Below are 24,589 nucleotides of genomic sequence, written 5' to 3'. Positions count from 1 at the left end.
GGCGCGCCGCTACGCGAAGGCGCAACGAGCCGCCTGGACGGCTCATGTGCGCGACGCGCATACGGAAATACCATGATGGCAGGAAATGAGCCGGCACGTCTCGAACGCGCGTGCTTTTTTGCCGGCACTGCCGTTACGCGGGATTAAGGCGAGGGCCTGCGCAGCGCTTCGAAGCGCGTCCACGGCCACGACGGGCGGTCGCGCATATAGCCGTTGAGCCAGTTCCATTGCGGATGGCGCTGCATGAACGCCTGGGCGTCGAACGGGCGGCCGCAGGGATGGCCCCAGCGCGCCCAGAACGACAGATCGCGCACCATTTCGCTGTCGACCACCTTGCCGTCGTTCGCGCCCCATGGGTTGAACGGCCCGTGGTCGGCGCCGCCGAAGCGCGCGTCGTCGAGTTCGAGATGGCCGCAGATCGTGCGCGAGCACGGGTTGTCGCTACGCTCGAGGTAGACGTCGTGGTGGTCCGCGATCATCGCCTTGGCGAGTTCGGCGTCGATCGCGCCGCGGTGCTCCTGCGCGAGTTGCATGAAGCGCAGGCGGCGCGCGCCGTTGCGGCGCACGTCGGTGTAGTCGTCGGCTTCGCCGGTGCACTCCTGGTTGCGGATCTTGAGGTCCGTGGCCGCGTTGAAGCCGCTGTAGAAGCCGTCTTTCGTGCTCTCGAAGCCCGCGTGCTGCAGGCCCAGTTCGTAGCGCGCGATCTCGCCCGTTTTGGTGTCGCCGAGCAGCCAGCTGTTCACATAGCCCGCGTTGTTCGCCTGCGCGAACATCTCGCACCATTGCGCAATGCTCGACGCATACTGCGTCGCCCGTCGCGAGCGATAGAACTCAGGCGCGCCGTTCGCGCGGTAGCCGACGAAGTTCGAGATGGTCGTCTCCGTCACCATCAGGCCCGCGCCGTTGATCCAGAAGTCGGTGAGACTCGAGATGCAGCCGGGCAGGCCCTGCATGAGGATACGGTGCCCCGAGTCGGGCACGATGTCGAACACGATATTGAAGGCATCGCCGGCCGCGTAGCGGTCCCACGAGTTGTGCGCCATGACGATGCGGCCGTCGCGCGTCGCGCTGCCCGTCGCGATGAAGGCGCTGCAATGGTGGCCGCGCCGCCCGCGCCAGGGGCGCACCGCGGGCTGCGCTTGCTGTGTCGCAACATGAACCGGCCACCAGCTCTGCAGCAGGTCCATGTAGCCGTTCCAGGCGAGCACTTCGGCGAACTTGAGACCGGCGCCGTCGGCGATGCCCTGGATCTCGTCGGCGAATTCGGTGTCGAGGCGCGGCGCGAACTGCACGATCGCGGCGTCGACGAAGGTGTCGAAGTCCTCGCCCGTGTCCCACTTCGCGAGGTAGCGCGCGGTGCGAATCGCATTGCGGATTTCGGTGGCGAGCAATTTGCCGTGCTGCTCGCCGCGGTCGTACGGCTCGCCCTGCAAGTGCAAGAATATCCAGCCCGCGTGGTCGCGGCGTACGGCTTCGAGTGAGGGTTCGCTCATCTTCGCTCCGGTCATCCCCGCGTCGATTCTCGCTGGCCCCCTGTGCGCACGACGGTGCGCGCACGCACAGCGCGGGCCGCGAAGCGCGTTTCCCTCTAGATTCTAGAAAATCCGCTGCGCTTTGCCACGCGCCTCGCGCGCGGGCGAAGCCTACCGCTCCGCGTTCATGCGCTGATAGGCATCGAGCAGCGACGTCTTGTACACCACGCCCGCGAGCGTCGGCTCGCGCGTGCTTTCGACTACGGGCAGACGCTCGCCCTGAAACGACATGAAGTGCTGCAGGCCGACGGCGAGCGGCATGTCGGGCGTGAGCACGTCGAACGTCGGCTTCAGGTAGTCGCGGGCGTGCTTGTGCGCGGTATCGCGCTTTTGCAGCAGGTCCGAGGTGATGTCGGCGAGCGCAACCGCGCCGAGAAAGCGCCCCGTCTCGTCGGTCACGTAGAGGTACTTGACCGGATATTCGAGGAATACGCGCGTCATCTCCTGCACCGTGGCGCTCTCCAGCACGACCGTCTGCGCGGGGCGCACCAGCTCGCGCATCTGCGTCATGCGCAGGCGCATGCGTTCGGCTTCCTCGCGATTGCGATGCAGCGTGATTTCGTACATCGACGCCTTGCCGATCGCGCGCGCGACGAAATACGCAACGACGCACGAGAGCATCAGCGGCAGCACCACCTGATAGCTCAGCGTCATCTCGAAGATCATCAGAATCGCCATGAGCGGCGCCTGGGTCGCGCCCGCGAGGAACGCGCCCATGCCCACCATCGCGTAGGCGTACGACGCCGAGGTGCCGTCGGGCCAGAGCGTGTGCATGCCCTGGCCGAACAGGCAGCCGAGCACGGCGCCCATGAAGAGCGTCGGCGTGAACACACCGCCCACGGCGCCCGAGCCGACCGTCGCGGCCGTCGCGATGAGCTTGAAAACGAGCACCGTGGCGAGCGCCGTCCAGGTCCACGGCGAATGGAGGATGGAGTTCACGACGCTATAGCCGTTGCCCCACACCTCGGGCGTCCACACCGAAAGAATGCCGACCACCAGACCGCCGAGCGCGAGCCGCACGGGCAGCGGCGCGTTGATGCGCCCAAAGCCCTTTTTCGCGGTGGCCATCATCATGAGGAACTGCGGGGCGAGCGCGCCGCAAAGGAGGCCGAGCGCCACGAAGAGCAGCACCTCGACGCCCGTCACCGGCGGGAACACGGGCATCTCGTACGGCGGCTTGTAGCCCGCGAACTCGCGCATCGTGATGTTGGCGACCACGGAGGAAACGACGATCGGCCCGAAGCTTTCCATGACAATGGAGCCGAGCACGATTTCGGTCACGAAGAAGGCGCCGGCGATGGGCGCGTTGTACGCCGAGGTGATACCGGCCGCCGCGCCGCACGCGACGAGCAGGCGCAGCCGCGACGGATCGAAGTGGACCCAGCGGCCGATCAGCGAAGCGGCGAGGGCGGCGAGCTGCACCATCGGGCCTTCACGGCCGATCGAGCCGCCGCTCGCGATCGTGAAGAGCGACGAGAGGCTGCGCCAGATGCTCGTGCCCACGGGCATGACGCCGTCGCCGATCGCCACCGCCTCGATGTAGTCGGCGTGCATCGCCTTGCCGCTGCTGCCGGGCGCCTTGGGCCGCGCGAGCAGCAGCAGGCATCCCGCGATGAAGCCGCCTGCCGCCGGCATCCAGATGCGCCGGTGCCACGGCAGGTGACGCGCCATCTCGACGAGGCTGCCTTCGCTGCCCGCGAAGAGCATCTGCACATGCGCGATGCCCTCGCGAAAGATCACGGTCGCAAACGCGCCCGCCACGCCGACGATGACCGACCAGATCAGCATCGTATGGGCGTCGGACAAGCGAAAGAGATCGCGGGCGCGGGTGCGCAGTTTCAGCAGGAATGACAGCACGGCGGGCAGGTCAGGTTACGGGTGAAAGAAAGCCGCGCGTGCGCGCAGGGCGCGACGTGCGGCGGGAAGCATAACGGGTCAATGCAGCAACTGCGCGGCAATTGCGCGCCGCGTGCACGAAACCAGGCGGTGGCGGACGCCTTCCTCGGCCCGCGCGCATTCAGCGCACGGCCCGGTCGAGTTCGGGGTAGTGCCGGAAGATGCCCGTTTCGTTGAACGGCAGCCGCCGCTCCGAGTCGAGATAGGCGGCGATATTCGGGCGCTTGGCCACGGCGTCGCGCAGCGCGACGACATGCGGATAGTGATCCGCGAAATGCTTCGTCGCTTTTGGAAAGGCGTAGCGCAGGCCCTCGACGATCTGAAACATCGACAGATCGACATAGCTGAGCGCGTTGCCCACCATGTGGCGCGGGCCTTCCGGATTCTGCGCGAGCACGCGCTCGAAATAGCTCATGAATTTCGGAATGCGATGCGCGATGAAATCCGCCGAGCGCGCCTTCGCTGCGTCCTTCTGGTCCTCGTAGTAGAGCCCGCTCGCGATCGGATGATGGGTGTCGTGCGCTTCGGTCACGAGGTCCGCGATCGTCAGTTGCAGGCCGTTCGCGACGATGCGCAAGCTCTCGTCGCGCGGCGCGAGCTTGAGCTTCGGGCCGAGATAGAAAAGGATATTGGCGGTTTGCGGCACGATCAGGTCGCCGTCCTTGAGGAAGGGCGGGGCGTAGGGCGGATACGGTTCGTCGCTCCCCAGTTCGCCCATCATCGCGCCGATGCCGAGGCCGTCCTTCTTCTCGCCGCGCGCCACGTCCACGTAGGGCGCCTGCGCCTCTTCCAGCGCGAGCCGCACGAATTCGCCCCGGCCCTGCAGACCGTCCCAGTAATAGAGTTCGTATGCCATCGGTCGTCCCCTTGCGTTCATGGCCGTGCTCGCCACGGCCCGCGCGGCCGCTGCCCACGCAACGGGCAGCAACGCACAGTATCGCTCGCAACGCTCGCGCCTGGTTCGCGTGTGGCGTGCGCACGCGAGATGGCGTAAGGGGGCCGCGCGCAGAAACGCAAACAGCCCCGCCGCAGGCGGGGCCGGTGGCCGGGAGCGCCGGCGCACAAGGGATCGGGTCGGGGCGCGCGGCCCTCGGGCGCCGGGTCATCCGAACAGGCGCTGCACGCCCCAGGTGATCGCGAGACCGCCGCCGACCAGCCAGAGGTAGATGATGAAACCGGCGGTCAGCGCCCGCGGGCCGGCCTGGCGAATCTGCGAGACGCGCGTCTCGATGCCGAGGGCCGTCATCGCCATGGTCAGCGCGAAGGTGTCGAGCGTGTTGACCGCGTGGGTGGCCGTCTCGGGCAGCACGTGGAGCGAATTGACGATCACGAGCGCGAGGAAACCGAGCGCGAACCAGGGTACCGCGAGCTTGCGCGCGCCGCCTTGGCTGGCGTGGCCGTCGGCCGTTGCCTTGCTGCGCGCCGAGCGATTGAGCCACACGCCGAGCACGAGCAGCACAGGCACGAGCAGCATCACGCGCGTCATCTTGACGATGGTGGCGATGTGCGTGGCCTCCGGGCTCACGTTGCTCGCGGCGCCCACCACCTGCGCGACCTCGTGAATCGTGCCGCCGAAGAAGAGCCCCGCGCCGAGCGTGTCGAGATGCAGCCAGCCCGCGCGGAACAGCACCGGGTAGAGGAACATCGAAAGCGTGCCGAACAGCACGACGCTGCCGACAGCCATGGCGCTCTTGTGCGGCTTCGATTGCAATGTGGATTCGAAGGCGAGCACGGCCGCTGCGCCGCAGATCGCGCTGCCGGCCGCCGTGAGAATGGCGGTGTCGCGGTCGAGCTTGAGCAGTTTCATGCCGACCCAGGTGCCGATCACGAGTGTGCTCACGACGATCACGACCGACTCGACGAGCCCCGGCACGCCGACCTGGGCGATTTCCTGCAGGCTCACGCGCAGTCCGAAGAACGCCACGGCGATGCGCAGCAGCTTGCGCGCGGAGAAGTTCACGCCGGCGGCCCAGCTTTCGGGCATGCCGTCGCGAAGCGCATTGCCGTAAATCGCGCCCGCGACGATGCCGACAATCAGCGGGCTCATGCCGAGCCCGGCGATGGCGGGCAGCGAAGCGACGCTGGTGACGGCGGCCGCGAAGAGCGCGACGAACAGGACGCCGTTGAGCTGCCCGCGGGTGGACGGCAACGAGCGGGCAAGACTGGGTGTAGACATGACGGCCTCTCTACCGGGCGATGCGGCGGAAAAATGGGGTAGCGAACAGGTCGCTATCGAATGGCCTAATCCTAATTTAGGTATATCGATATGAAAAATCGTGATTTGTGACGTAATATATAGGACAACACGATGGTTTCCCCCGATGACCCCGGAACAACTGATAACTTTCGCTGCTGTCGCCGAGCATCTCAATATCAGTCGAGCTGCACTGGCACTGCATTTGTCGCAGCCGGCCGTTTCGGGCCAGTTGCGGCTGCTGCAGGAGGAGATCGGTGAGCCGCTGTATCAGCGCGACGGCCGGGGGGTGCGCCTCACGCCCACAGGCGAACAGCTCGCGGGCTACGCAGCGCGCCTGCGCGACACCTGGCGCGACGCGCTCACCTACCGCGACGCGTTGCGCGGCCTCGAGCGCGGCACGCTGCGCATCGGCGCGACCACCACGCCCGCGAGCTACCGGCTGCCGTATCTGGTGGCGCAGTTCCACGGCCGCTATCCGCAGGTCAAGCTCGAAACGTCGAGCGGAAATTCGACGGACGTCGTGGGCATGCTCGGCGCAGTCGATATCGCGCTGATCGAGGGCCCGGTGGGCGAGCAACTGCCGCCGGATACCGCCGTGCATGCCTGGCACGAGGACGAAATCGTCGCGATCGTGCCGCGCTCTCACGCACTGGCGTCGCAGCTCGACGCGCAGGGGGAGACGGCCGCCGCGATGCCGGCCATCACGGTGGGAGCGCTCGCGCAGTGGCCGCTGGTCCTGCGCGAGGATGGCTCGGGCGTGCGCCAGGTGGTCGAGCGGGCGTTCGCTCGCGCCGGCGTGCCCATGCGCGTTGCGCTGGAGATCGCGGGCGTGGAGGGCGTGAAGGAGGCGGTGCGAGCAGGTATGGGCATCGGCTTCGTATCAGCCATGTCGATGCGTCACGAGAACGGCGCCTTGCGGCAGATCCGCCTTGGGCCCGAGCCGCTTGCGCGGCGCTTTTCCATCCTGGTGCCGCACGCGGGCGCGGCTTCGCGCGTTGCGCAGCGCTTCCTGGAACTGTGTCTCGCCGATGTTCCTGGCGCCTGATCCACCAGACCCAGGGCAATCCAGAATGGCGGCCCAAGCGGCTAACGCGCACTATCCGCTCTAATTAACCGGCGCGCAGGCGCTTTTTTTCGGGCTGGATTTGGAACCGGTTCCAAAAAACGAAGTGCGCGACGGCAGGCAACGGGATGACGGCAATGGCGGAAGTAGCAATCGTGGCGAGCGCGTTCGGGGCGCAGGCAATCTGGCGTGACGGTCACGCGGCGTGGAGCCGGCTCGCGCGGCGCGCGGGCGCGCACGCGTTCGAGGTGCGGCGCGAGCTGATGCACGATGCCGACGCGCAGCCCGAAGCGCTGCGCGCGCTCGGAAAGGCGCTTGCGGACGAAGGGTTGTGGCGCGTCTGGTCCACACCGGACGCGCTCTATGGCGACGATGGCGCGCTAAACGAGGCGGCGCTTGGCGCCGCGGTCGCCGCGGGACGGGCGCTCGGTGCGCGTTTCGTGAAGCTGCAACTGGGCGGTTTCTCCGGCGACGCCAGCGCGGCGCGCCTCGCGAGCCTGCTCGAAGCACTGGGCGCACGCACGGGCGACATCGTTGACGCGCGCAACGGCCCGCGCGTCGTCGTCGAGAACGGCCAGCTCGACCAGGGTGGCAAGCTCGACCAGTTCATCGGCCTCTTCAACGCGCTGCGCGACGGCGGCGCGCCGGGTGTGATCGGGATGACATTCGACATCGGCAACTGGCAATGGCCGGGCGAGCCGCCGCTGCTCGCCGCCGCCGCGCTCGCGCCGCACGTCGAATACATCCATTGCAAGGCCGTGGTGGGCGAGGGCGCGCGCCGCTTCGCTGCCGCGCCGGGCGACGACGACGCGCTGTGCCGCGCCGCACTCGCGCTGCTGCCGACACACGTGCCGCGCGGCATCGAGTTTCCGTTCGATCCGGCGCGCGTACACGCAGACGCCGCGCATTACGTCGAATGGCTCGCGGCCGCTTGAGCGCCGCGCGAAGCCTCGAAACCGCGCACCAGACTCCATACGATTCATCAGGAACGCATCTCATGACCGAAGCACTCGATGTCATCACCTACGGCGAAGCGATGGCGATGTTCGTCGCCACGGAGCCGGGTCCGCTCGCCCAGGTCGCGCATTTCACGAAGCGCGCGGCGGGTGCGGAGCTCAATGTCGCGACCGGCCTCGCGCGCCTCGGTTTCAAGGTGGGCTGGATGAGCCGCGTGGGGGCCGACTCGTTCGGCCAGTTCGTGCGCGACGTGCTCGCGCACGAAGGCATCGACGCGCGTTGCGTGAGCACCGACACACGCTTTCCGACCGGCTTCCAGCTCAAGTCGAAGAACGACGACGGCAGCGATCCCGCTGTCGAGTATTTCCGTCGCGGCTCGGCGGCGAGCAAGCTCTCGGCTCGCGACTATCAGGCCGACTATGTGCTCGGCGCGCGCCATCTGCACCTGAGCGGCGTGGCGCCCGCCATCTCTTCCTCTTCACGCGAACTGGCGTTCAAGCTTGCACACGAGATGCGCGCCGCGGGGCGCACGATCTCGTTCGACCCGAATCTGCGCCCGACGCTGTGGGGCTCGCAAGCCGAAATGGTTGGCACGCTCAACGAACTCGCGAGCTTCGCCGACTGGGTACTGCCCGGCGTCGGTGAAGGCCTTGTGCTGACGGGTTCGGACGACCCGGAAGCCATCGCGCAGTTCTATCTTGCGCGCGGCGCACGCGGCGTGATCGTAAAGCTCGGCGCAGAGGGCGCGTACTACGCCACGGCCGAAGGCGAGCAGGGCCGCGTCGCGGCGCAGCGCGTGGAGCGCGTGGTCGATACCGTGGGCGCCGGCGACGGCTTTGCCGTGGGCGTGGTGAGCGCGCTGCTCGAGGGCCGGTCGCTTGCCGCGGCCGTGGCTCGCGGCAACCGCATCGGCGCGCTGGCCGTTCAGGTGATCGGCGACTCGGAAGGCTTGCCGACGCGCGCGCAGCTCGATGCGCTCGAAGCCGCGCAAACGCAGGCAGCCGCATAGCGGAACAGGCGGCGCAACGCAAAGTGCGGCGCGCCAGACAACATGAGACCAGAGGGCGGCACTGTCAGGTACCGAGCCCCATTCAACTGGAGACACCGATGACCTCAACCTCGCTCGCACCGCGCCGCTGGTGGGCAATCATGCCGATCGTGTTCATCACGTACAGCCTCGCCTATCTCGACCGCGCCAACTACGGCTTCGCCTCGGCGGCCGGCATCAATCGCGATCTCGGCATCAGCCCGGGGCTCTCGTCGCTGATCGGCGCGCTGTTCTTCCTCGGCTACTTCTTCTTCCAGCTGCCGGGCGCCGTGTATGCGGAGCGCCGCAGCGTGCGCACGCTCGTGTTCGTGAGCCTCGTGCTGTGGGGCGGCTGCGCCGCGCTCACGGGCGTCGTCACGAACATTCCGTCGCTCATGGCGATCCGTTTCGTGCTCGGCGTGGTCGAGGCGGCCGTGATGCCCGCCATGCTCATCTTCATCAGCAACTGGTTCACGAAGAAGGAGCGCTCGCGCGCCAACACGTTCCTGATCCTCGGCAATCCGGTCACGGTGCTGTGGATGTCGGTGGTCTCGGGCTATCTCGTGCATGCCTTCGGCTGGCGTCACATGTTCATCGCCGAAGGCGTGCCGGCTGTGCTGTGGGCCGTGTGCTGGTGGTTGCTCGTGCGCGACAAGCCCGCACAAGTCAACTGGCTCTCCGACGATGAAAAGCGCGCACTCGACGCCGCGATGCGCGCCGAGCAGGCCGCCATCAAGCCGGTGCGCAACTATGCCGAGGCGTTCCGCACGCCTGCCGTGATGCTGCTCTCGGCGCAGTACTTCTGCTGGAGCATCGGCGTGTACGGCTTCGTGCTGTGGCTGCCCTCTATCGTGAAGAACGGCTCGGCGCTCGGCATGGTCGAAACGGGCTGGCTCTCCGCCGTGCCGTATCTCGCGGCGACCATTGCGATGCTGGCCGCCTCGTGGGCGTCGGACAAGCTCGACAATCGCCGCGCCTTCGTGTGGCCGTTCCTGCTGGTCGGCGCGCTCGCCTTCGCGCTCTCCTACGCACTCGGCTCGACGCACTTCTGGATCTCGTACGCGCTGCTCGTGGTGGCGGGTGCGGCGATGTACGCGCCGTATGGCCCGTTCTTCGCGATCGTGCCGGAGCTGCTGCCGAAGAACGTGGCCGGCGGTGCGATGGCGCTCATCAACAGCATGGGCGCGCTCGGCTCGTTCGTCGGCTCCTATGTGGTCGGGTATCTGAATGGCGCGACGGGCTCGCCTGCGGCATCCTATGCGTTCATGAGCGCGGCGCTGCTCGTTTCAGTGGGCCTCACGCTCGCCGTCAAGCCGCAGCGCGCCGCCGCCCGTGGTTATGCATCGCCGGCTCACGGAAAATAACCTCTCTTTTCTAGCGCACTTATGAAGCCGAAAATCGTTGTCTACAAAGCCTTGCCCGCCGATGTCGCCGACTATCTGCGCGAGCATGCCGAACTGATCGACGTCGATGCCGACCAGCCCGGCGCACTCGCCGCCGCGCTAAAAGACGCCGACGGCGCGATCGGCGCGAGCGTGAAGATCACACCGGCGATGCTGGACGGTTCGCGCGTGAAGGCGCTCTCGACGATCTCCGTGGGCTACGACCAGTTCGACGTGCCCGATCTCACCAAGCGCGGCATCGTGCTCGCCCACACGCCCGACGTGCTGACCGAATCGACGGCCGACACTGTCTTCTCGTTGATCCTCGCGAGCGCGCGCCGCGTGGTCGAGCTGGCCGACTGGGTCAAGGCGGGCCAGTGGAAGGGCAGCATCGGCCCGGCGCAATTCGGCGTGGACGTGCAGGGCAAAACGCTCGGCATCGTGGGGCTCGGGCGCATCGGCGGCGCCGTGGCGCGCCGTGCCGCGCTCGGCTTCAACATGAAGGTGCTCTACACGAACCGCAGTCCGAACGAAGCGGCCGAGCGCAACTATGGCGCGCGCCGGGTCGAACTCGACGAGCTGCTCGCAAGCTCGGACTTCGTGTGCCTCCAGGTGCCGCTCACCGACGCCACGCGCCATCTCATCGGCGCGGAACAGTTGAAGAAGATGAAGAAGAGCGCGATTCTCATCAACGCCTCGCGCGGCGCGACCGTCGACGAAAAAGCGCTGATCGCCGCGCTCGAAGCTCGCACGATCCACGGCGCGGGCCTCGATGTGTTCGAGCGCGAGCCGATCGATCCCGCGTCGCCGCTGCTGCGCATGCCGAACGTGGTGGCGCTGCCGCACATCGGCTCGGCCACGCACGAGACGCGTCACGCGATGGCGCGCTGCGCAGCGGAGAACCTCGTCGCGGCGCTCGCTGGCACGCTCGATGTGAACGTCGTCAACCGCGAGGTGCTCGCGCGATGAGCATGGCTGCGGGCGGCGCGGATCGCGAGCATGACGTCGATACGGCGGAAAAGGGCGCCGCGGCCACGGCGCCGCGCCGCGCGACCATCAGCGACGTGGCGCGCGAAGCCGGCACCGGCAAGACCAGCATCTCGCGCTATCTGAACGGCGAGCTGGGTGTGCTTTCGCCCGACCTGCGCGCGCGCATCGAGGCGGCGATCGAGCGGCTCGACTATCGCCCCAACCAGATGGCGCGCGGGCTCAAGCGCGGCCGCAACCGTCTGCTCGGCCTGCTGATCGCCGATCTCGCCAATCCCTATTCGGTGGAGATTCTGCAGGGCGTGGAAGAGGCGTGTCACGCGCTCGGCTACATGCCGCTCATCTGCCACGCGGCGAACGAGATCGACATGGAGCGGCGCTATCTCCAGCTGCTCACCACGTATCGCGTGGAAGGCGTGATCGTCAACGCACTCGGCGTGCGCGAATCGATGTTGAAACCCGTGGGCAGCGGCGGCATTCCGGCCGTGCTGATCGACCGGACCGTCGACGGCCTCGATGCGGACATGGTCGGCCTCGACAACGCGGCGGCCGTGCGCCTCGGCACGGAGCATCTGCTTGCGCGCGGCTACGACGACATCGTGTTCGTCGTGCAGCCGTTCGAACAGGTGAGTTCGCGGCGCGAGCGCGAAGCGGCGTTTCGCGAGTCGATGCAGGCTACGAAGGGCGCGGCCCGCGGCCTCACGCACGTGCTCGATCTCCACGACGAAGCCACCGTGCAAACCGCGCTCGCGGCGCTCGACACCCACGTGGCCCAGGCGCTGGCACGCGGTGCGCGTTGCGCGTTGTTCGCGGCCAATGCGCCGGTGGCGCTGCGCCTCGCCTTGCATCTGAAAGCGGCCCTCGGCGCGCAGTGGCAGCAGCGCGTGGCGCTCGTCGTCATCGACGATCCGGAGTGGGCCGAGCTTGCCGGCATCACGACGATCCGCCAGCCGACGCGCGAGATCGGCTATCGCGCGGTGGAGTTTCTGCACGAGCGCATCGAGGGCGCGGCGCCCAAGGCACGCGCGGCGGCCTTCGAGGGCGAACTGGTGGTGAGGGCTTCGACGCTGGGGTGAGGACGGCGCGATTGCGGGGCTCTCGCGCAGCCGGGGCTGCGCGCAAGCGCCGATATCTGCGATCATTCGGGCTGCGGCGCGCGTGCGTGCGTGCCGAACGTCATAAGGAAGCCCATGTCCGTAGCTCCGATCACGCTCGTCTGCCTATCGCTCGCGACGCTGTTTGTCGCCGCCTTGCCCGTATCGCTGTATCGCCGGCTGCGTGTGCCGTTCGCGCTCGACTGGCGCGATACGGTCACGGGCGTCGCCATCTTCGCGTTGTTCGTGGCTGTGATCGAGCGCGCCATCAACGACTACATGCTGCACGGCAACGCCGCCGTCGCGCAGGTCCTTTCGAACCCCGTTTTCTTCGTGCTGTACGGCGCGCTCGCGGCGGGCGTCTGCGAGGAGGTCGGGCGTTATATCGCCATGCGGCTCATCGCGCGCCGCGGCGCAGGCAAGTCCAACGCGCCCGCAGACAGCTCGGCCTTCGGCTACGGCATCGGCCATGCGGGTGCGGAGGCGTGGTTCGTCGGCGTGCTCGTGCAGTTGCAATGGATCGTGTTCGCGGTGCTCGCGAATCGCGGCGATCTCGACGAGCATCTCTCCAATCTCACGATGGACTCGGTCTTGCGCGTGCATCTGATTCTCGCTAGCCTTTCGCCGCTGTTCGCGGGCGTGTTCGCGCTCGAGCGCACGGCCGCGTTCGTGTTCCAGATTGGCTTGTCGGTGCTGATGTGGCGCGGTGTGCGCGCAGGATGGAAGGGGATTTTGCCGCTCGCGATCCTCGTGCACGCGCTCATCGACGTGCCTGCCGCGATGTATCAGGCGCGTCTCGTGCCGCTCGTGGCCGTGGACGGTTTGTATGTGGCGGCGGCCGTGGTGGTCGCCGTCGTGCTTTTCAGGACGTGCCGCCCGCAGCGGCGCGTCGCACGCGCGGCGTAAGTGCGCGCGTCTCACTTCTTTTTTCTGGCGTCAATGGAAGCCTATCTGTTTGAATGCGCGAGCCCCGAATTCGACGAGCTCGCCCGCGTGATCGCCGACATCTTTCCCGAGCAGACGCGCTTTGCCGAAGAGCCGAATGAAAACGGCGTGCCGCAACTGGTCGTGCACTGGGTGGCGATGCGCTTCGGCTCGAAGGCGCGCCGCATGGTGCTCACGGTGGCAATCGCACCCGCCGCGCTCGCACGCTATCGCGCATTGCCGCCGCGGCTGCGCGGGCGCAGCTTCGCGGTGTTGCGAGCCTACGTGGAGGCGACGATCGAATCGCTCGAGGAACAGCACGCGAAGGGCGAAGACGTGCCGCGCGAGGTGACGATCGCGCTGGACGAAGAATTTGCGTAAAGCGCTTGCTCGAAGCGCATTGGCTTGAAGCGATGGGCGCAGTGCGCCCAGTTTGCGTTGCGCTGAGATTCAGTCGGCGAGCTTGTAGACCTTGGCGAAACGTGCGGCCTGCACGACGCCATAGTCGCCGGGTGCGTATTGCATGACCCAGTCGCCGGCCACGCCGCCAAGCCGGTCGCCGCCGGCAGAACGCACGAGCGTGAACGGCTCGTCCATGCGCCTTGCGAGCACCACGACCTGGTGGTTGCGATACGCGCCTGCGTCGCCGTGAGCGAGGGCGTCGCTCGCCGGCAGGTACTTCGCATCGAACCGGTCGCGCGAGACGACCCAGCGATCGCCGGTCGAACCGGTGATGATCGCGTCGCCGGGCGCATAGCGGTTCGGGCCTTCGAGGCTCATCAGCTCGCCGGCAACGGCCGCGAACTCGACGCTCACGGTCTCGTCCTTGACGACGCGCTGTGCGGCGGGGTCGACACGCAGGTCGAGTTGGGTCAGTTCAATCATGGCGGCAGCAGCGGACGGGCTTCACAAAAAGCGGCTTTCAAAGAAGCGACGGCCGGGCAGTTTCGCCCGGCCGTCGCGCGGTCCGCAAGGGTACCCTGGATCGGGCCGTCGCGCACGCATGGGCGCGCAGCCCGATTCGCGGGTGCCTTACTCCGTCTTACTGCGCGGCCGGCGTGCTGGCCGCTTCGGTGTCGCTGGCTGCTGCGTCGTCTGCCGACGGCTTGGCCTTGCCCTTGTGCTTCGGATGGCCCGGCTTGCCCGACGGGCCGTGCTCATTGCCGTGGCGGAAGGACTGATCGGCGAGCTTCTTCTGTTCCGGCGAGAGGCTCGTGTAGAGCGGCTCGAACGCCGAGACGAGCTTCTGCATGTCGTCCGCGTGCGCCTGGGCGATCTGCGCATACTGCTTCATGTCGTCGAGCGCGTTGCGCGAGCTTTCGCTCTCCGCGCGCTGCTTGAAGAGATTCGCCATGGTCTCGCCGTTGCTGCGCATGGTGTCGGCGAACGTCTTCCATTGCGGCTCTTGCTCGGGCGTGATCTTGAGCTGCGTATGCAGCCACGTGATGCGCTCCTCGACACGCTGCTGATGCTGCGCGGCGCGCACATCGGCGCTCGACGCGGCCGCGGCGGTTGCCGAAGCGGCCGGCGCAGCGCTTTGCGCGAACGCGCCGCTCATCGAGAGCGAGACGGCAAGGATGACGAAAGCTTTCTTCATTGTGACTCCTTGAATCATTTCGTAGCGGGTAGCATGGCCAGAATGGCTGCAGGCGCTATTAGTACCACGTTCTCGCTTCGCGACGCCCCGGCTGCGACACTTGCTTACAAACGAAACGCGTGGAAATACCCGTCGCGCAGGACTTGCGCGCCGCGAGCGCCGCCGGCGTGCTCACCCGCGCGCGATAATGACGCCGTTCAGACTTCCCATACAGACGCCGCCCGATGAGACCTCCGCGCCTCGATCAACTCGACGACCTCGACCGCAGCCTCGTCGCGCTGCTGCAGGAAAATGCGCGCGAAAGCGTCGCGAATCTCGCACGGCGCCTGGGCGTCGCGCGCACCACGGTGCTTGCGCGCATCGAGCGGCTCGAACGCACTCAGGTGATCGCCGGCTACGGCGTGCGCCTCGGCCAGGATGTGCTCGACGCGAGCCTGCAGGCGTGGGTCGGACTCATCATCGCGCCGCGCCATGGGCCCGATGTGCAAAAGCGCCTCGGCAAAATGCCCGAAGTGCAGTTGCTGTGCGCGGTAAGCGGCGAGTACGACTACGTGGCGTGGCTGCGCGCCGATTCGCCCGACCGCCTCAACGATCTGCTCGACCAGATTGGCGGCATACCCGGCGTGGAACGCACGACCACATCGATCGTGCTTGCGCGCAAGGTCGATCGCGGCTCGGTGACGGGCTGAATCGAGGGCTGAGCCGCGGCCCGAACGGCGAGGTATTCGCCATCGAAAATGAATGGTTTCGTCATTTCGACGAGAACGGTCGTCAGAATGACGAAAATGGCGGTCGAAACGCATCGTTTTGCGTCTATGAACCGTATTTGTCTCTCCCTAGACTGTGTTTGAGCGGGCGCTGCCCATCCCCAAGCATAGAAAACCAAAGGAGATGACACATGAAAGTTGCAATTGCAGGCGCCGGCCTGATCGGCCACACGATTGCCCACATGCTGCGTGAGAGCGGCGACTATGAAGTCGCGGCGTTCGACCGCGATGCGAAATCGCTCGAGCCGCTTGCGGCGCAGGGCATTCCCACCGCGCGTGTCGATTCCGGCGACGCCGCCGCGCTGCGCGGCGCGCTGGAAGGTTATGACGTGCTGATCAACGCGCTGCCGTATTACCTTGCCGTGAACGTCGCCTCGGCGGCGAAGGGCGCAGGCGTCCATTACTTCGACCTGACCGAAGACGTTCGTGCGACCCACGCGATTCGCGCGCTGGCCGACGACGCCGATCATGTCTTCATGCCGCAATGTGGTCTCGCGCCCGGCTTCATCGGCATAGCGGCGCATGCGCTCGCGAGCCGCTTCACCGAGATCCGCGACGTCAAGATGCGCGTAGGCGCGCTGCCGCAGTTTCCCACCAACGCGCTCAAGTACAACCTCACATGGAGCGTCGACGGTCTCATCAACGAGTATTGCCAGCCGTGCGAAGCGATTCGCGAAAGCCGCACGCAGTGGGTGCAGCCGCTCGAAGGTCTCGAGCATTTCTCGCTCGACGGCGTCGAGTACGAGGCCTTCAATACGTCGGGCGGCCTGGGTACGCTCTGCGAAACGCTTTCGGGCAAGGTCGAATCGCTCGACTACAAGTCGGTGCGTTATCCGGGTCATCGCGCGCTCATGCAGTTCCTGCTCGAAGACCTGCGCCTTTCCAGCGACCGCGACACGCTCAAGTCCATCCTGCGCCGCTCGGTGCCCGCAACCGAGCAGGACGTCGTGCTCATCTTCATGACGGTGACCGGCATGCGCGACGGCAAGCTCGTGCAGGAAGTGTTCACGCGCAAGATCTTCGCGAAGACGGTGTGCGGCGTGCCCATGAGCGCGATCCAGATCACCACCGCCGGCGCCATGTGCGCGGTGCTCGATCTGTTCCGCGAAAAGCGTCTGCCGCAAGCCGGGTTCGTGCGCCAGGAGCAGGTGTCGCTCCAGCAGTTCCTCGCGAACCGCTTCGGTCAGGTGTACGAAGGCGCGACGCTCGAGAGCCGCGCGAAGGTGGCGGCCTGACGTCTCAGGTCGATGCCGTTGCCGACACGATGCGCTCGAGCAGCGCGTCGTAGTCGGCCGCGGCGGGCGCGCTGTTGTCGAAGAGCAGAAGGCCGTCGAGCTGCGCGCCCGACGGCATGAAGCGCCGCTGCCGGTATTCGTTCCAGTGAGTGAGCTTGTAGGCGTCGATCGGATGGGCGCGCGCGCCGATGCGCGCGTGCGCCGTTTCCTCGCTCGTATGCACCCACACCACGGTGAGTCCCACCTCCTGACCGACACCGAGCCACGCGCGGTCGAACAGCTTGCGCTCGCGCACTTCGCGCGACAGCGGGCCGACCACGAGCGCGCTCACGCCAAGTTCGAGGTTTTCGCGGGCGGTGTCGATGAGCCCGCGGTACTCGGGTTCGCGAAAATGCTGCAGGAAAAGCGGGCTGTCGCGATCGTTCGGGTCGTGCGTGAGCGCGCCCATCGCGGCTGCGCTATAGCTGCCGTAGAGCGTGTCCTTGTCGAGCAGGCAGAACGGCTCGCCGGTCTCGCGGGCGAGCGGGGCGAACAGGCGTTTGGCGAGCGAGGTCTTGCCGGCGCCGGCGTGGCCGCAGAAGAACACCAGTCTTGTCACGGGCGGCGTGCCTCGCCGGGTTGCGTGCCGGCGTTTGCCGACGGGGCGTTATCCAGGCCGTTTTGCTCGGGTCCGTGTCCGTTCAGGAATTTGCCGTTGGCCTCGAGCCACATCACGTTGATGATGCCAAAGCCGAGCGCAACGCCGATGCCGAGAATCCACGAGAAGTACCACATGGCCGTTGCCTCCTCTCAATGCCGGTTGCGAGCGCTGCCGCGCAGTCCCCAAAGCATATAACAACGATGATCGGTCTGGCGCCCGTACGGATATGATGGGCGCGAACCGGGAGCCAGACGTCAGAAAAGGGGAAAGCGCCCATGCCGCCTTTGCCGTCGCGCAGATCGATTGCGAGTCTCGCCGCCGCCGTCACGGTGGTCGCCGCGTTCGCACTCGGCGGCTGTGCCGAGGAGCAGCCGCAGCCCATGCCGTTCAAGCCCGTGCCGGCCGAACGCATCCTGAAGCCTGGCTACACCGAGCCGGGCGAGGGCCTCGTGGCCGTGGACGTGCGCCGCGAGCGCACCCGCAACGTCATCGTCAAATTCCGCGACGCGCCCGTCTACATCGACGGTGAACGCGTGACCGACCTCATGGACGGCGAACACGTCACGTTCTACCTGAAGCCCGGCGTGCGCCGCATCGCCGTGACGACGCAGTTCGATCCCGTGATCGAGCTGCGCTTGCTTGTGGATCCGCGCTACACCAACCGCGCGAGCATCACCTTCGACAAGGATGACCGCATCGGCATCCGCCGCGTCGCGCAGTAGCCTCCCAGTTCGCCGCCGCCGTTGCATGGCGGGCACGGGCAGTGCTCTCACGCCCAGTCAGCCGGACGCGCGCCGCTCGGGCACCCCGTCCAGACGCCGTCGGTCGGCGGAACACCTTACACTTGGCAACCGGTGCAACTCGAAGCGGCGCGGGCGCGACCCGCCGCGCGGAAGAAAAGGAACATGCTAATCAATTGCGTCGCGTATCAAGGCGGCAAGAAACTGGCCGACGTCACAGTCGAAGCCATCAGCGACTATCTGGCGAAGCCCGAGTGTTTCGTCTGGGTCGCGCTCAAGGACCCGGACGCCGGAGAAATGGCGGCGATGAAGGAGGAGTTCGGCCTGCATGCGCTCGCCATCGAAGACGTGATGAACGGCAACCAGCGGCCGAAGATCGAGGAATATGGCGACACGCTTTTTTGCGTGCTCCACACGCTCGAACTCGACGACGACGGCGAAGTCATCACAGGCCAGGTGAACGTCTTCGCCGGCCCCAATTTCGTGCTTTCGGTGCGCCACCGCGCGCAGCAGGGTTTCAGCGATGTTCGCGCGCGCTGCGAGCGCGAGCCCGAATTGCTGCGCGAAGGCTCCGGGTTCGTGCTCTACGCGCTGATGGACAGCGTGGTCGATCGCTACGCGCCGGTGCTCGAAACGCTCTCCGGCGAGATCGAGGAGCTGGAGGACCGCATCTTCGACAAGCACGACCTCGCGGGCTCGCGCGCGATCATCGAGGATCTCTATTCGCTCAAGCGTCGTCTCGTGATCCTCGCGCATCACGTCACGCCGCTCGTCGATGCCGTCGGCAAGCTCGTGGGCGGGCGCATTCCGCAGATCTGCGTGGGCATGCAGGCGTACTACCGCGACGTGTACGACCACCTCGTGCGCGTGTCCAACATGATCGACGCGCGCCGCGAAATGATCGTCACGGCGATCCAGGTGAACCTCGGCATGATCTCGCTCGCGGAGAACGAAGTGACCAAGCGGCTCGGTTCCTTCGCCGCGCTCTTCGCCGTGCCGACCATGATCGCGGGCATCTACGGCATGAACTTCGAGCACATTCCCGAGCTGCACTTCAGGTTCGGCTACCAGATCTGCCTCGCCGCCATGCTCGTGCTCGATATCTTCCTGTTTTTCCTGTTTCGTCGTATTAACTGGCTCTAAGGCGGTGCGGGCGTTGTTGCGCCGCCGCATGGCCGGCAGCGACGCCAGTGACAGAGCGAAGTTGACATCGTTGAGCGCCTGCGCCGAGAATGGGCCGGCAGAAAACGTTTGCGCATAACCAGAAAGCAGGGCCCAGCCGGGCCCGACAAACCGGAGACTTCCAGACATGAACTCCCGCATTCGCCGCCGCATCCTTCTGGCCGCCAGCGCGCTCGCCACGACCGCCGTAACAGGCGCTTTGCCGCTCGCGGCCCGCGCACAGGCGCCTCACAAGCCGAAAGTCGCGCTCGTCATGAAGTCGCTCGCCAACGAGTTCTTCCTCACCATGGAGACCGGCGCGAAGGACTATCAGAAGCACAACGCCGACCAGTTCGATCTCATCACCAACGGCATCAAGAACGAGACCGACACGGCCGCCCAAATCCAGATCGTCGAGCAGATGATCGTCTCGAAGGTCGACGCCATCGTGCTCGCGCCCGCCGACTCCAAGGCGCTCGTGCCCGTCGTGAAGAAGGCGGTGGACGCGGGCATCATCGTCGTGAACATCGACAACAAGCTCGACGCCGACGTGCTCAAGTCCAAGGACCTGAACGTGCCGTTCGTCGGCCCGGACAACCGCAAGGGCGCCCGCCTCGTGGGCGACTACCTGGCCAAGCGCCTGAAGTCGGGCGACCAGGTGGGCATCGTCGAGGGCGTCTCCACCACGACCAACGCGCAGCAGCGCACCGCGGGCTTCAAGGACGCGATGGACGCCGTGAGCGCGAAGATCGTCTCGACGCAGTCGGGCGAATGGGAGATCGACAAGGGCAACGCCGTCGCCTCCGCCATGCTCAATGAATACCCCGACATCAAGGCGCTCCTGTGCGGCAACGACAACATGGCGATCGGCGCCGTGTCGGCCGTGCGCGCGGCGGGCAAGCAGGGCAAGGTGTACGTGGTCGGCTACGACAACATCGGCGCCATCAAGCCCATGCTCAAGGACGGCCGCGTGCTCGCCACTGCCGACCAGTTCGCGGCGAAACAGGCCGTGTTCGGCATCGACACGGCCCTGAAGGCGCTCAAGGAGCACAAGAAGCAGTCGGAGCTGTCGGGTATCGTCGAAACGCCCGTGGTGCTCGTCACGAAGTAAAGCGCTGCCGGCAGGCGCCATGCCGTGCCGCGGCGGTATTTGCGTGCGCAACGCAATAAGCGCTCAAGAATCTCGCCGCGCAGCCGTTATTTGTACCGGGATGACCGCATGGGCGGCCGTCTTCCGCTGGGCGGCGTATCGCTGCCCAGCGCGCCGTTCGAGGCATGCTCTACCGGAGCGTGCGGCGGCGGTGCGGACCCGCAGTATCCGGGCGGCGCGACTCACCGGTTGAACCCGGCGGCGCGGCTCGCGACTACAGGATCGTGATGGATGCAAATGTCCCCGACGTAGCGTCACCTGCGCCCGCCGTGCTTACGGTGACGGGCGTCGGGAAGACCTACGAGCAGCCGGTGCTCGCCGACGTCAGCCTCGCGCTGCACGCCGGCGAAGTGCTTGCGCTTACGGGGGAAAACGGCGCGGGCAAGAGCACGCTCTCGAAGATCGTGAGCGGCCTCACAGCGTCGAGTGCGGGCAGCATGACGCTGATGGGCCACCCCTACGCCCCGGCGAGCCGCCGCGAAGCCGAGGCGCTCGGCGTGCGCATGGTCATGCAGGAGTTGAACCTGCTGCCCACGCTCACTGTTGCGGAGAACCTGTTTCTGGACCGCCTGCCGCAGTCGGGGCCGCTGCGGTTCGGCTGGATCGATCGCAGGCGGCTGCGTGACGACGCGCGGGCCGCGATGGCGCAGGTCGGACTCGAGGCGATCGACCCCGATACGCCGGTCGGGGAGTTGGGAATCGGGCATCAGCAACTCGTGGAGATCGCGCGCAACCTGGTCGGCAGCGCCGCTGCGGCCGATCATGGCGATGGCGGCGACATGCGCGTGCTGATCCTCGACGAGCCGACGGCCATGCTCACGGCTCGCGAGGTCGAATTGCTGTTCGAGCAGATCGCGCGGCTGAAGGCGCGCGGCGTGGCGATCGTCTACATCTCGCACCGGCTCGAAGAACTCGAGCGCATCGCGCAGCGCGTCGCGGTGCTGCGCGACGGCAAGCTCGTGCGGGTGGACGCCATGGCCAACCTCACGCCCGAGCGCATCGTCGCGCTGATGGTGGGGCGCGAGCTTGGCGAGCGCATCGATCTGGGGCAGCGGCGCATCGGCGCGCCGCTCCTGAAGGTGGACGGGCTCACGCGCGCGAAGGCTGTGCGCGACGTGTCGTTCGAAGTGCGCGCCGGCGAGATTTTCGGCGTGTCGGGGCTGATCGGCGCGGGCAGAACGGAGCTGATGCGGCTCATCTACGGCGCCGACCGCATGGAGCGCGGCACGGTGGCGCTGGCGCCCACCCCGGGCGCGGCGCCGGAACCCGTGCAGATTGCCTCGCCCGCCGATGCGGTTAAGCTTGGCATCGCGCTCATCACCGAGGACCGCAAGGGCGAAGGGCTGCTGTTGCCGCAGCCGCTCGCCGCGAACGTGACGCTCGGCAACGTAGGCGCGGTCTCGCGCTATGGCGTGGTGGACGCGGCGCGCGAGAACACGCTGGCCCGCACGCAGATCGACGCGCTGCGAATCCGCGCATCCGGACCCGCGCAGCCGGTGGGCGAGCTGTCGGGCGGCAACCAGCAGAAGGTGGTGATCGGCCGCTGGCTCGCGCGCGACATTACGCAGTCGATGCGCGTCGTGCTGTTCGACGAGCCTACGCGTGGCATCGACGTCGGGGCGAAGTTCGACATCTACGCGCTGATGGGCGCGCTCGCACGTGAAGGCCGGGCGCTCGTGGTGGTATCGAGCGACCTGCGCGAGCTGATGCTGATCTGCGACCGCATCGGCGTGATGTCGGCGGGGAAGATGACGGCCATCTACGGTCGCGACGAGTGGAGCCAGGACAAGCTGCTCGCCGCCGCCTTCGCGGGGCTGCGCGCCGAGGATGCGCTGGTCGCGAACGCGCGCGATCTGCCGGAGATGGGCGACGTGCCGCCACACAGGGAAACGCGCAAGCCCCAGGAACGCAACGACGACCCACGAGGGAGCGCTTCATGACGAACGACCCGTTGCGCGGGCAACCGTCGCCGCACGGCGACGAAATCGGTGGGCGTACCAGTTCGACCAAAATCGCGCCGGGCGCTGCGCCGGTGTCGGCGCCGCATGCGATGCAGGCGAGCGGCAAGCCCGTGGGCACGCGCTTCGGCTTTTCGAACTACCTGGGCCTCGCGCTCGCGCTGATCGCGATGATCGTGTTGTTCTCGCTGCTGAGTTCGCACTTCCTCACGTACGATACGTTCAGCACGATCGCGAACCAGATTCCCGATCTCGTGGTGATGGCAGTGGGCATGACCTTCGTGCTGATCATCGCGGGTATCGATCTTTCGGTGGGTTCGGTGCTCGCGCTCGGCGCTTCGGTGGTGAGCGTGGCGTCGCTCAAGTGGGGCTGGGGCGCGCTGCCGGCGGCGCTGCTCGGCCTCGTCGCCGCGGCGGCCACGGGCACGCTCACGGGCGCGGTGACGGTGGGCTGGCGCATCCCGTCGTTCATCGTTTCGCTCGGCGTGCTCGAAGCGGCGCGCGGGCTTGCGTACCAGATGACGAATTCGCGCACGGCGTATATCGGCGACGCGTTCGACTTTCTCTCGAACCCGATCGCATTCGGCATCTCGCCGGCGTTCCTGATCGCGGTGGCGGTGATGGTGATCGCGCAGCTCACGCTGACGCGCACGGTGTTCGGACGGTATCTGATCGGTATCGGTACCAACGAAGAGGCGGTGCGCCTGGCGGGCGTCGATCCGCGGCCGTACAAGGTGATCGTGTTCGCGCTGATGGGCGCGCTTGCCGGACTTGCGGCGCTGTTTCAGATTTCGCGCCTCGAAGCCGCCGATCCAAACGCGGGCGCGGGGCTGGAGCTGCAGGTGATCGCGGCCGTGGTGATCGGCGGCACCAGTCTGATGGGCGGGCGCGGCTCGGTCATCAGCACGTTCTTCGGCGTGCTGATCATCTCGGTGCTGGCCGCGGGGCTCGCGCAGATCGGCGCGAACGAGCCCACCAAACGGATCATCACCGGCGCGGTGATCGTCGTGGCGGTCGTGCTCGACACGTACCGCAGCAGGCGAAGTCGCAGAGGCAGCAGGACATAACAATTTTTTCGAGGGCGCGGTCCGCAATGCAGCGCGGGCCGACGGAAATGACCGGGAAAGCGACGCCAGACCAAACTTACAACGGGCGCGCAGAGAGCCGGCAGCAACAGGGCAGCAAAAAAGCAGGAGCAACATAAAGATGGCGACGATCAAGGATGTGGCCGCCGTGGCGGGGGTATCTTTCACGACGGTGTCGCATGTGGTGAACAATTCGCGTCCGGTGTCGGCGGACGTGCGGGCCAAGGTCGAGCGCGCGATCCGCGACCTGAACTACGTGCCGTCGGCGGTGGCGCGCTCGCTCAAGGCGCGTGCCACGGCGACCGTCGGTCTGCTCGTGCCGAACGGCACCAACCCGTATTTCGCGGAGCTTGCGCGCGGCGTCGAGGACGCCTGCGCGCGCAAGGGCTATTGCGTGTTCTTCTGCAACTCCGACGACGACCCGGCCAAGCAGCGCAGCTACCTGCGCGTGCTGCAGGAAAAGCGCATCGACGGCCTCATCGTCGCCTCGGCCGGTGACGACGCCGTGCTCGCCTCGACGCTTGCCGATACGCGCGAGCCGATCGTCGTCATCGACCGCAACATCGAGGGACTCGACGCCGATCTCGTGCAGATCGACCACGAGCGCGGCGCCTGGCTCGCCACGCGGCATCTGCTCGAGTTCGGGCACTCGCGCATCGGCTGCATCACCGGGCCGGTGACGACCGCGGTGAGCGCGATGCGCATGCACGGCTTCCTGCGCGCCATGTCCGAGCGGGGCGTGGAGATCGCGCCGGGCGCGATCGTCGAAAGCGACTTTTCCGGGGCGGGCGGTTACCGCGCGGCGGCGCAACTGTTCGACAGCGTGCGGCCCACTGCGATCTTCGCCGGCAACGACATGATGGGCATTGGCGCCTTGCGCGCGGCCGCCGAGCGCGGCTTGCGCGTGCCGGGCGACTGCTCGATCATCGGCTTCGACGATATCGAGCTCGGCAACTTCACCTGGCCCGCGCTCTCGACGGTCGGCCAGCCCGCGCGTGCGCTCGGCGACATGGCGGCGCTCACGCTGATCGAGCGCATCGCGAACGCGCGTGAGGAAGGCGCGAGGGCGCGCCGGCGCGTCATGCCGCCTACGCTCTTCGCTCGCGAATCGACGGGGCCCTGGGTCGGTGCGGAGGAATACGCGCCGCTCGCGGCCTGAGGCAGGGCGGCCGTAGCGAAGGCGCAAGCCATCGAGGA

At 67.0% G+C, this 24,589-nt stretch carries 25 protein-coding genes; 17 read left to right on the top strand and 8 right to left on the bottom strand.

Translation table 11 applies throughout. From position 1 onward, the window contains the following. Positions 1-143: 143 nt before the first annotated feature. The 4 genes from ACOJB8_RS23715 to ACOJB8_RS23700 form a co-directional block, all read right to left on the bottom strand. On the bottom strand, positions 144-1,493 hold the full coding sequence (locus ACOJB8_RS23715) for a C45 family autoproteolytic acyltransferase/hydolase (protein WP_475014638.1): 1,350 nt from the start codon (positions 1,491-1,493) through the stop codon (positions 144-146). Positions 1,494-1,643: 150 nt separating this feature from the next. Continuing rightward, on the bottom strand, positions 1,644-3,389 hold the full coding sequence (locus ACOJB8_RS23710) for a ClcB-like voltage-gated chloride channel protein (protein WP_342945794.1): 1,746 nt from the start codon (positions 3,387-3,389) through the stop codon (positions 1,644-1,646). Between the two features lie 160 nt (positions 3,390-3,549). Beyond that, the gene (locus ACOJB8_RS23705; protein WP_342945793.1) at positions 3,550-4,284 is read right to left on the bottom strand and encodes a glutathione S-transferase; all 735 of its coding nucleotides are present in this window, start codon (positions 4,282-4,284) and stop codon (positions 3,550-3,552) included. A gap of 246 nt (positions 4,285-4,530) precedes the next feature. Further along, complete coding sequence (locus tag ACOJB8_RS23700) at positions 4,531-5,604, bottom strand: YeiH family protein (protein WP_342945792.1); 1,074 nt, start codon at positions 5,602-5,604, stop codon at positions 4,531-4,533. A gap of 145 nt (positions 5,605-5,749) precedes the next feature. Between ACOJB8_RS23700 and ACOJB8_RS23695 the strand changes: the two genes are divergently transcribed. The 8 genes from ACOJB8_RS23695 (at position 5,750) to ACOJB8_RS23660 (ending at position 13,440) form a co-directional block, all read left to right on the top strand. Next, a complete protein-coding gene (locus ACOJB8_RS23695) occupies positions 5,750-6,670 on the top strand; it encodes a LysR family transcriptional regulator (protein ID WP_069265683.1) in 921 nt (306 codons plus the stop codon). A 155-nt stretch (positions 6,671-6,825) separates the two neighbouring features. Next, positions 6,826-7,623, top strand: a complete 798-nt coding sequence (locus tag ACOJB8_RS23690; RefSeq protein ID WP_475014634.1) for a TIM barrel protein — start codon at positions 6,826-6,828, stop codon at positions 7,621-7,623. 62 nt (positions 7,624-7,685) lie between these two features. Beyond that, the gene (locus ACOJB8_RS23685) at positions 7,686-8,654 is read left to right on the top strand and encodes a sugar kinase (protein WP_475014632.1); all 969 of its coding nucleotides are present in this window, start codon (positions 7,686-7,688) and stop codon (positions 8,652-8,654) included. Positions 8,655-8,752: 98 nt separating this feature from the next. Next, positions 8,753-10,036 carry an MFS transporter gene (locus ACOJB8_RS23680; RefSeq protein WP_368605385.1) on the top strand — a complete coding sequence of 428 codons (1,284 nt, stop codon included), beginning with the start codon at positions 8,753-8,755 and terminating at the stop codon, positions 10,034-10,036. A gap of 21 nt (positions 10,037-10,057) precedes the next feature. Beyond that, entirely contained in the window at positions 10,058-11,023 is a 966-nt protein-coding gene (locus ACOJB8_RS23675) for a 2-hydroxyacid dehydrogenase (RefSeq protein ID WP_475014629.1), read from the top strand. Beyond that, entirely contained in the window at positions 11,020-12,117 is a 1,098-nt protein-coding gene (locus ACOJB8_RS23670) for a LacI family DNA-binding transcriptional regulator (protein ID WP_475014627.1), read from the top strand. Before ACOJB8_RS23675 ends, ACOJB8_RS23670 begins: the two co-directional genes overlap by 4 nt. A gap of 114 nt (positions 12,118-12,231) precedes the next feature. Further along, complete coding sequence (locus ACOJB8_RS23665) at positions 12,232-13,041, top strand: YhfC family intramembrane metalloprotease (protein WP_475014626.1); 810 nt, start codon at positions 12,232-12,234, stop codon at positions 13,039-13,041. A 33-nt stretch (positions 13,042-13,074) separates the two neighbouring features. Then, positions 13,075-13,440 carry a DUF3022 domain-containing protein gene (locus ACOJB8_RS23660; RefSeq protein WP_368617604.1) on the top strand — a complete coding sequence of 122 codons (366 nt, stop codon included), beginning with the start codon at positions 13,075-13,077 and terminating at the stop codon, positions 13,438-13,440. A gap of 69 nt (positions 13,441-13,509) precedes the next feature. Here the strand turns inward: ACOJB8_RS23660 and ACOJB8_RS23655 are convergent, their stop codons facing one another. Together ACOJB8_RS23655 and ACOJB8_RS23650 are read right to left on the bottom strand one after the other, a co-directional pair. Beyond that, the gene (locus ACOJB8_RS23655; protein WP_475014623.1) at positions 13,510-13,944 is read right to left on the bottom strand and encodes a PGDYG domain-containing protein; all 435 of its coding nucleotides are present in this window, start codon (positions 13,942-13,944) and stop codon (positions 13,510-13,512) included. Positions 13,945-14,101: 157 nt separating this feature from the next. After that, positions 14,102-14,656: a Spy/CpxP family protein refolding chaperone gene (locus ACOJB8_RS23650; protein ID WP_069265690.1), complete on the bottom strand. Its 555-nt coding sequence runs from the start codon at positions 14,654-14,656 to the stop codon at positions 14,102-14,104. 224 nt (positions 14,657-14,880) lie between these two features. Here ACOJB8_RS23650 and ACOJB8_RS23645 point away from each other — a divergent pair, with 224 nt between their 5' ends. Together ACOJB8_RS23645 and ACOJB8_RS23640 are read left to right on the top strand one after the other, a co-directional pair. After that, the gene (locus tag ACOJB8_RS23645; protein ID WP_042265707.1) at positions 14,881-15,345 is read left to right on the top strand and encodes an Lrp/AsnC family transcriptional regulator; all 465 of its coding nucleotides are present in this window, start codon (positions 14,881-14,883) and stop codon (positions 15,343-15,345) included. Between the two features lie 209 nt (positions 15,346-15,554). Continuing rightward, a complete protein-coding gene (locus ACOJB8_RS23640) occupies positions 15,555-16,658 on the top strand; it encodes a saccharopine dehydrogenase family protein (RefSeq protein WP_342945783.1) in 1,104 nt (367 codons plus the stop codon). 4 nt (positions 16,659-16,662) lie between these two features. Here ACOJB8_RS23640 and ACOJB8_RS23635 read toward each other — a convergent pair whose 3' ends face one another. Both ACOJB8_RS23635 and cydX read right to left on the bottom strand, forming a co-directional pair. After that, complete coding sequence (locus ACOJB8_RS23635; RefSeq protein WP_069265692.1) at positions 16,663-17,256, bottom strand: P-loop nucleotide/nucleoside kinase family protein; 594 nt, start codon at positions 17,254-17,256, stop codon at positions 16,663-16,665. Continuing rightward, positions 17,253-17,432, bottom strand: a complete 180-nt coding sequence (gene cydX / locus ACOJB8_RS23630) for a cytochrome bd-I oxidase subunit CydX (protein ID WP_069265693.1) — start codon at positions 17,430-17,432, stop codon at positions 17,253-17,255. The genes ACOJB8_RS23635 and cydX overlap by 4 nt, the downstream gene beginning before the upstream one ends. 141 nt (positions 17,433-17,573) lie before the next feature. On the opposite strand from cydX, the gene ACOJB8_RS23625 reads away from it, so the two are divergent. The 7 genes from ACOJB8_RS23625 (at position 17,574) to ACOJB8_RS23595 (ending at position 24,551) form a co-directional block, all read left to right on the top strand. Further along, positions 17,574-18,020, top strand: a complete 447-nt coding sequence (locus ACOJB8_RS23625; protein WP_368605377.1) for a hypothetical protein — start codon at positions 17,574-17,576, stop codon at positions 18,018-18,020. Positions 18,021-18,203: 183 nt separating this feature from the next. After that, positions 18,204-19,181 carry a magnesium/cobalt transporter CorA gene (corA, locus tag ACOJB8_RS23620; protein ID WP_069265695.1) on the top strand — a complete coding sequence of 326 codons (978 nt, stop codon included), beginning with the start codon at positions 18,204-18,206 and terminating at the stop codon, positions 19,179-19,181. 166 nt (positions 19,182-19,347) lie between these two features. Continuing rightward, positions 19,348-20,310 (top strand): sugar ABC transporter substrate-binding protein, encoded by a 963-nt coding sequence (locus ACOJB8_RS23615; RefSeq protein WP_069265696.1) that lies wholly within the window; start codon positions 19,348-19,350, stop codon positions 20,308-20,310. 108 nt (positions 20,311-20,418) lie between these two features. Next, positions 20,419-20,577, top strand: a complete 159-nt coding sequence (locus ACOJB8_RS23610) for a hypothetical protein (protein ID WP_368617599.1) — start codon at positions 20,419-20,421, stop codon at positions 20,575-20,577. Beyond that, positions 20,577-22,289, top strand: a complete 1,713-nt coding sequence (locus tag ACOJB8_RS23605) for a sugar ABC transporter ATP-binding protein (protein ID WP_475014616.1) — start codon at positions 20,577-20,579, stop codon at positions 22,287-22,289. The genes ACOJB8_RS23610 and ACOJB8_RS23605 overlap by 1 nt, the downstream gene beginning before the upstream one ends. Then, complete coding sequence (locus ACOJB8_RS23600) at positions 22,286-23,374, top strand: ABC transporter permease (RefSeq protein WP_342945778.1); 1,089 nt, start codon at positions 22,286-22,288, stop codon at positions 23,372-23,374. Before ACOJB8_RS23605 ends, ACOJB8_RS23600 begins: the two co-directional genes overlap by 4 nt. 139 nt (positions 23,375-23,513) lie before the next feature. Next, positions 23,514-24,551, top strand: a complete 1,038-nt coding sequence (locus ACOJB8_RS23595) for a LacI family DNA-binding transcriptional regulator (protein WP_069265698.1) — start codon at positions 23,514-23,516, stop codon at positions 24,549-24,551. Positions 24,552-24,589: the final 38 nt, after the last annotated feature.

This window comes from Paraburkholderia sp. BR10141 (assembly GCF_056155635.1).
The sequence above is the reverse complement of the archived record's forward strand: the minus strand, read 5'-3'. Positions and strand labels throughout refer to the sequence as shown.

Coding starts and splice junctions, on each gene's coding strand:
- ACOJB8_RS23715 (WP_475014638.1), bottom strand. CDS start 1,493: ATGAGCGAACCCTCACTCGAAGCCGTACGCCGCGACCACGCGGGCTGG.
- ACOJB8_RS23705 (WP_342945793.1), bottom strand. CDS start 4,284: ATGGCATACGAACTCTATTACTGGGACGGTCTGCAGGGCCGGGGCGAA.
- ACOJB8_RS23700 (WP_342945792.1), bottom strand. CDS start 5,604: ATGTCTACACCCAGTCTTGCCCGCTCGTTGCCGTCCACCCGCGGGCAG.
- ACOJB8_RS23695 (WP_069265683.1), top strand. CDS start 5,750: ATGACCCCGGAACAACTGATAACTTTCGCTGCTGTCGCCGAGCATCTC.
- ACOJB8_RS23690 (WP_475014634.1), top strand. CDS start 6,826: ATGGCGGAAGTAGCAATCGTGGCGAGCGCGTTCGGGGCGCAGGCAATC.
- ACOJB8_RS23685 (WP_475014632.1), top strand. CDS start 7,686: ATGACCGAAGCACTCGATGTCATCACCTACGGCGAAGCGATGGCGATG.
- ACOJB8_RS23680 (WP_368605385.1), top strand. CDS start 8,753: ATGACCTCAACCTCGCTCGCACCGCGCCGCTGGTGGGCAATCATGCCG.
- ACOJB8_RS23675 (WP_475014629.1), top strand. CDS start 10,058: ATGAAGCCGAAAATCGTTGTCTACAAAGCCTTGCCCGCCGATGTCGCC.
- ACOJB8_RS23670 (WP_475014627.1), top strand. CDS start 11,020: ATGAGCATGGCTGCGGGCGGCGCGGATCGCGAGCATGACGTCGATACG.
- ACOJB8_RS23665 (WP_475014626.1), top strand. CDS start 12,232: ATGTCCGTAGCTCCGATCACGCTCGTCTGCCTATCGCTCGCGACGCTG.
- ACOJB8_RS23660 (WP_368617604.1), top strand. CDS start 13,075: ATGGAAGCCTATCTGTTTGAATGCGCGAGCCCCGAATTCGACGAGCTC.
- ACOJB8_RS23655 (WP_475014623.1), bottom strand. CDS start 13,944: ATGATTGAACTGACCCAACTCGACCTGCGTGTCGACCCCGCCGCACAG.
- ACOJB8_RS23650 (WP_069265690.1), bottom strand. CDS start 14,656: ATGAAGAAAGCTTTCGTCATCCTTGCCGTCTCGCTCTCGATGAGCGGC.
- ACOJB8_RS23645 (WP_042265707.1), top strand. CDS start 14,881: ATGAGACCTCCGCGCCTCGATCAACTCGACGACCTCGACCGCAGCCTC.
- ACOJB8_RS23640 (WP_342945783.1), top strand. CDS start 15,555: ATGAAAGTTGCAATTGCAGGCGCCGGCCTGATCGGCCACACGATTGCC.
- cydX (WP_069265693.1), bottom strand. CDS start 17,432: ATGTGGTACTTCTCGTGGATTCTCGGCATCGGCGTTGCGCTCGGCTTT.
- ACOJB8_RS23625 (WP_368605377.1), top strand. CDS start 17,574: ATGCCGCCTTTGCCGTCGCGCAGATCGATTGCGAGTCTCGCCGCCGCC.
- corA (WP_069265695.1), top strand. CDS start 18,204: ATGCTAATCAATTGCGTCGCGTATCAAGGCGGCAAGAAACTGGCCGAC.
- ACOJB8_RS23615 (WP_069265696.1), top strand. CDS start 19,348: ATGAACTCCCGCATTCGCCGCCGCATCCTTCTGGCCGCCAGCGCGCTC.
- ACOJB8_RS23610 (WP_368617599.1), top strand. CDS start 20,419: ATGGGCGGCCGTCTTCCGCTGGGCGGCGTATCGCTGCCCAGCGCGCCG.
- ACOJB8_RS23605 (WP_475014616.1), top strand. CDS start 20,577: ATGGATGCAAATGTCCCCGACGTAGCGTCACCTGCGCCCGCCGTGCTT.
- ACOJB8_RS23600 (WP_342945778.1), top strand. CDS start 22,286: ATGACGAACGACCCGTTGCGCGGGCAACCGTCGCCGCACGGCGACGAA.
- ACOJB8_RS23595 (WP_069265698.1), top strand. CDS start 23,514: ATGGCGACGATCAAGGATGTGGCCGCCGTGGCGGGGGTATCTTTCACG.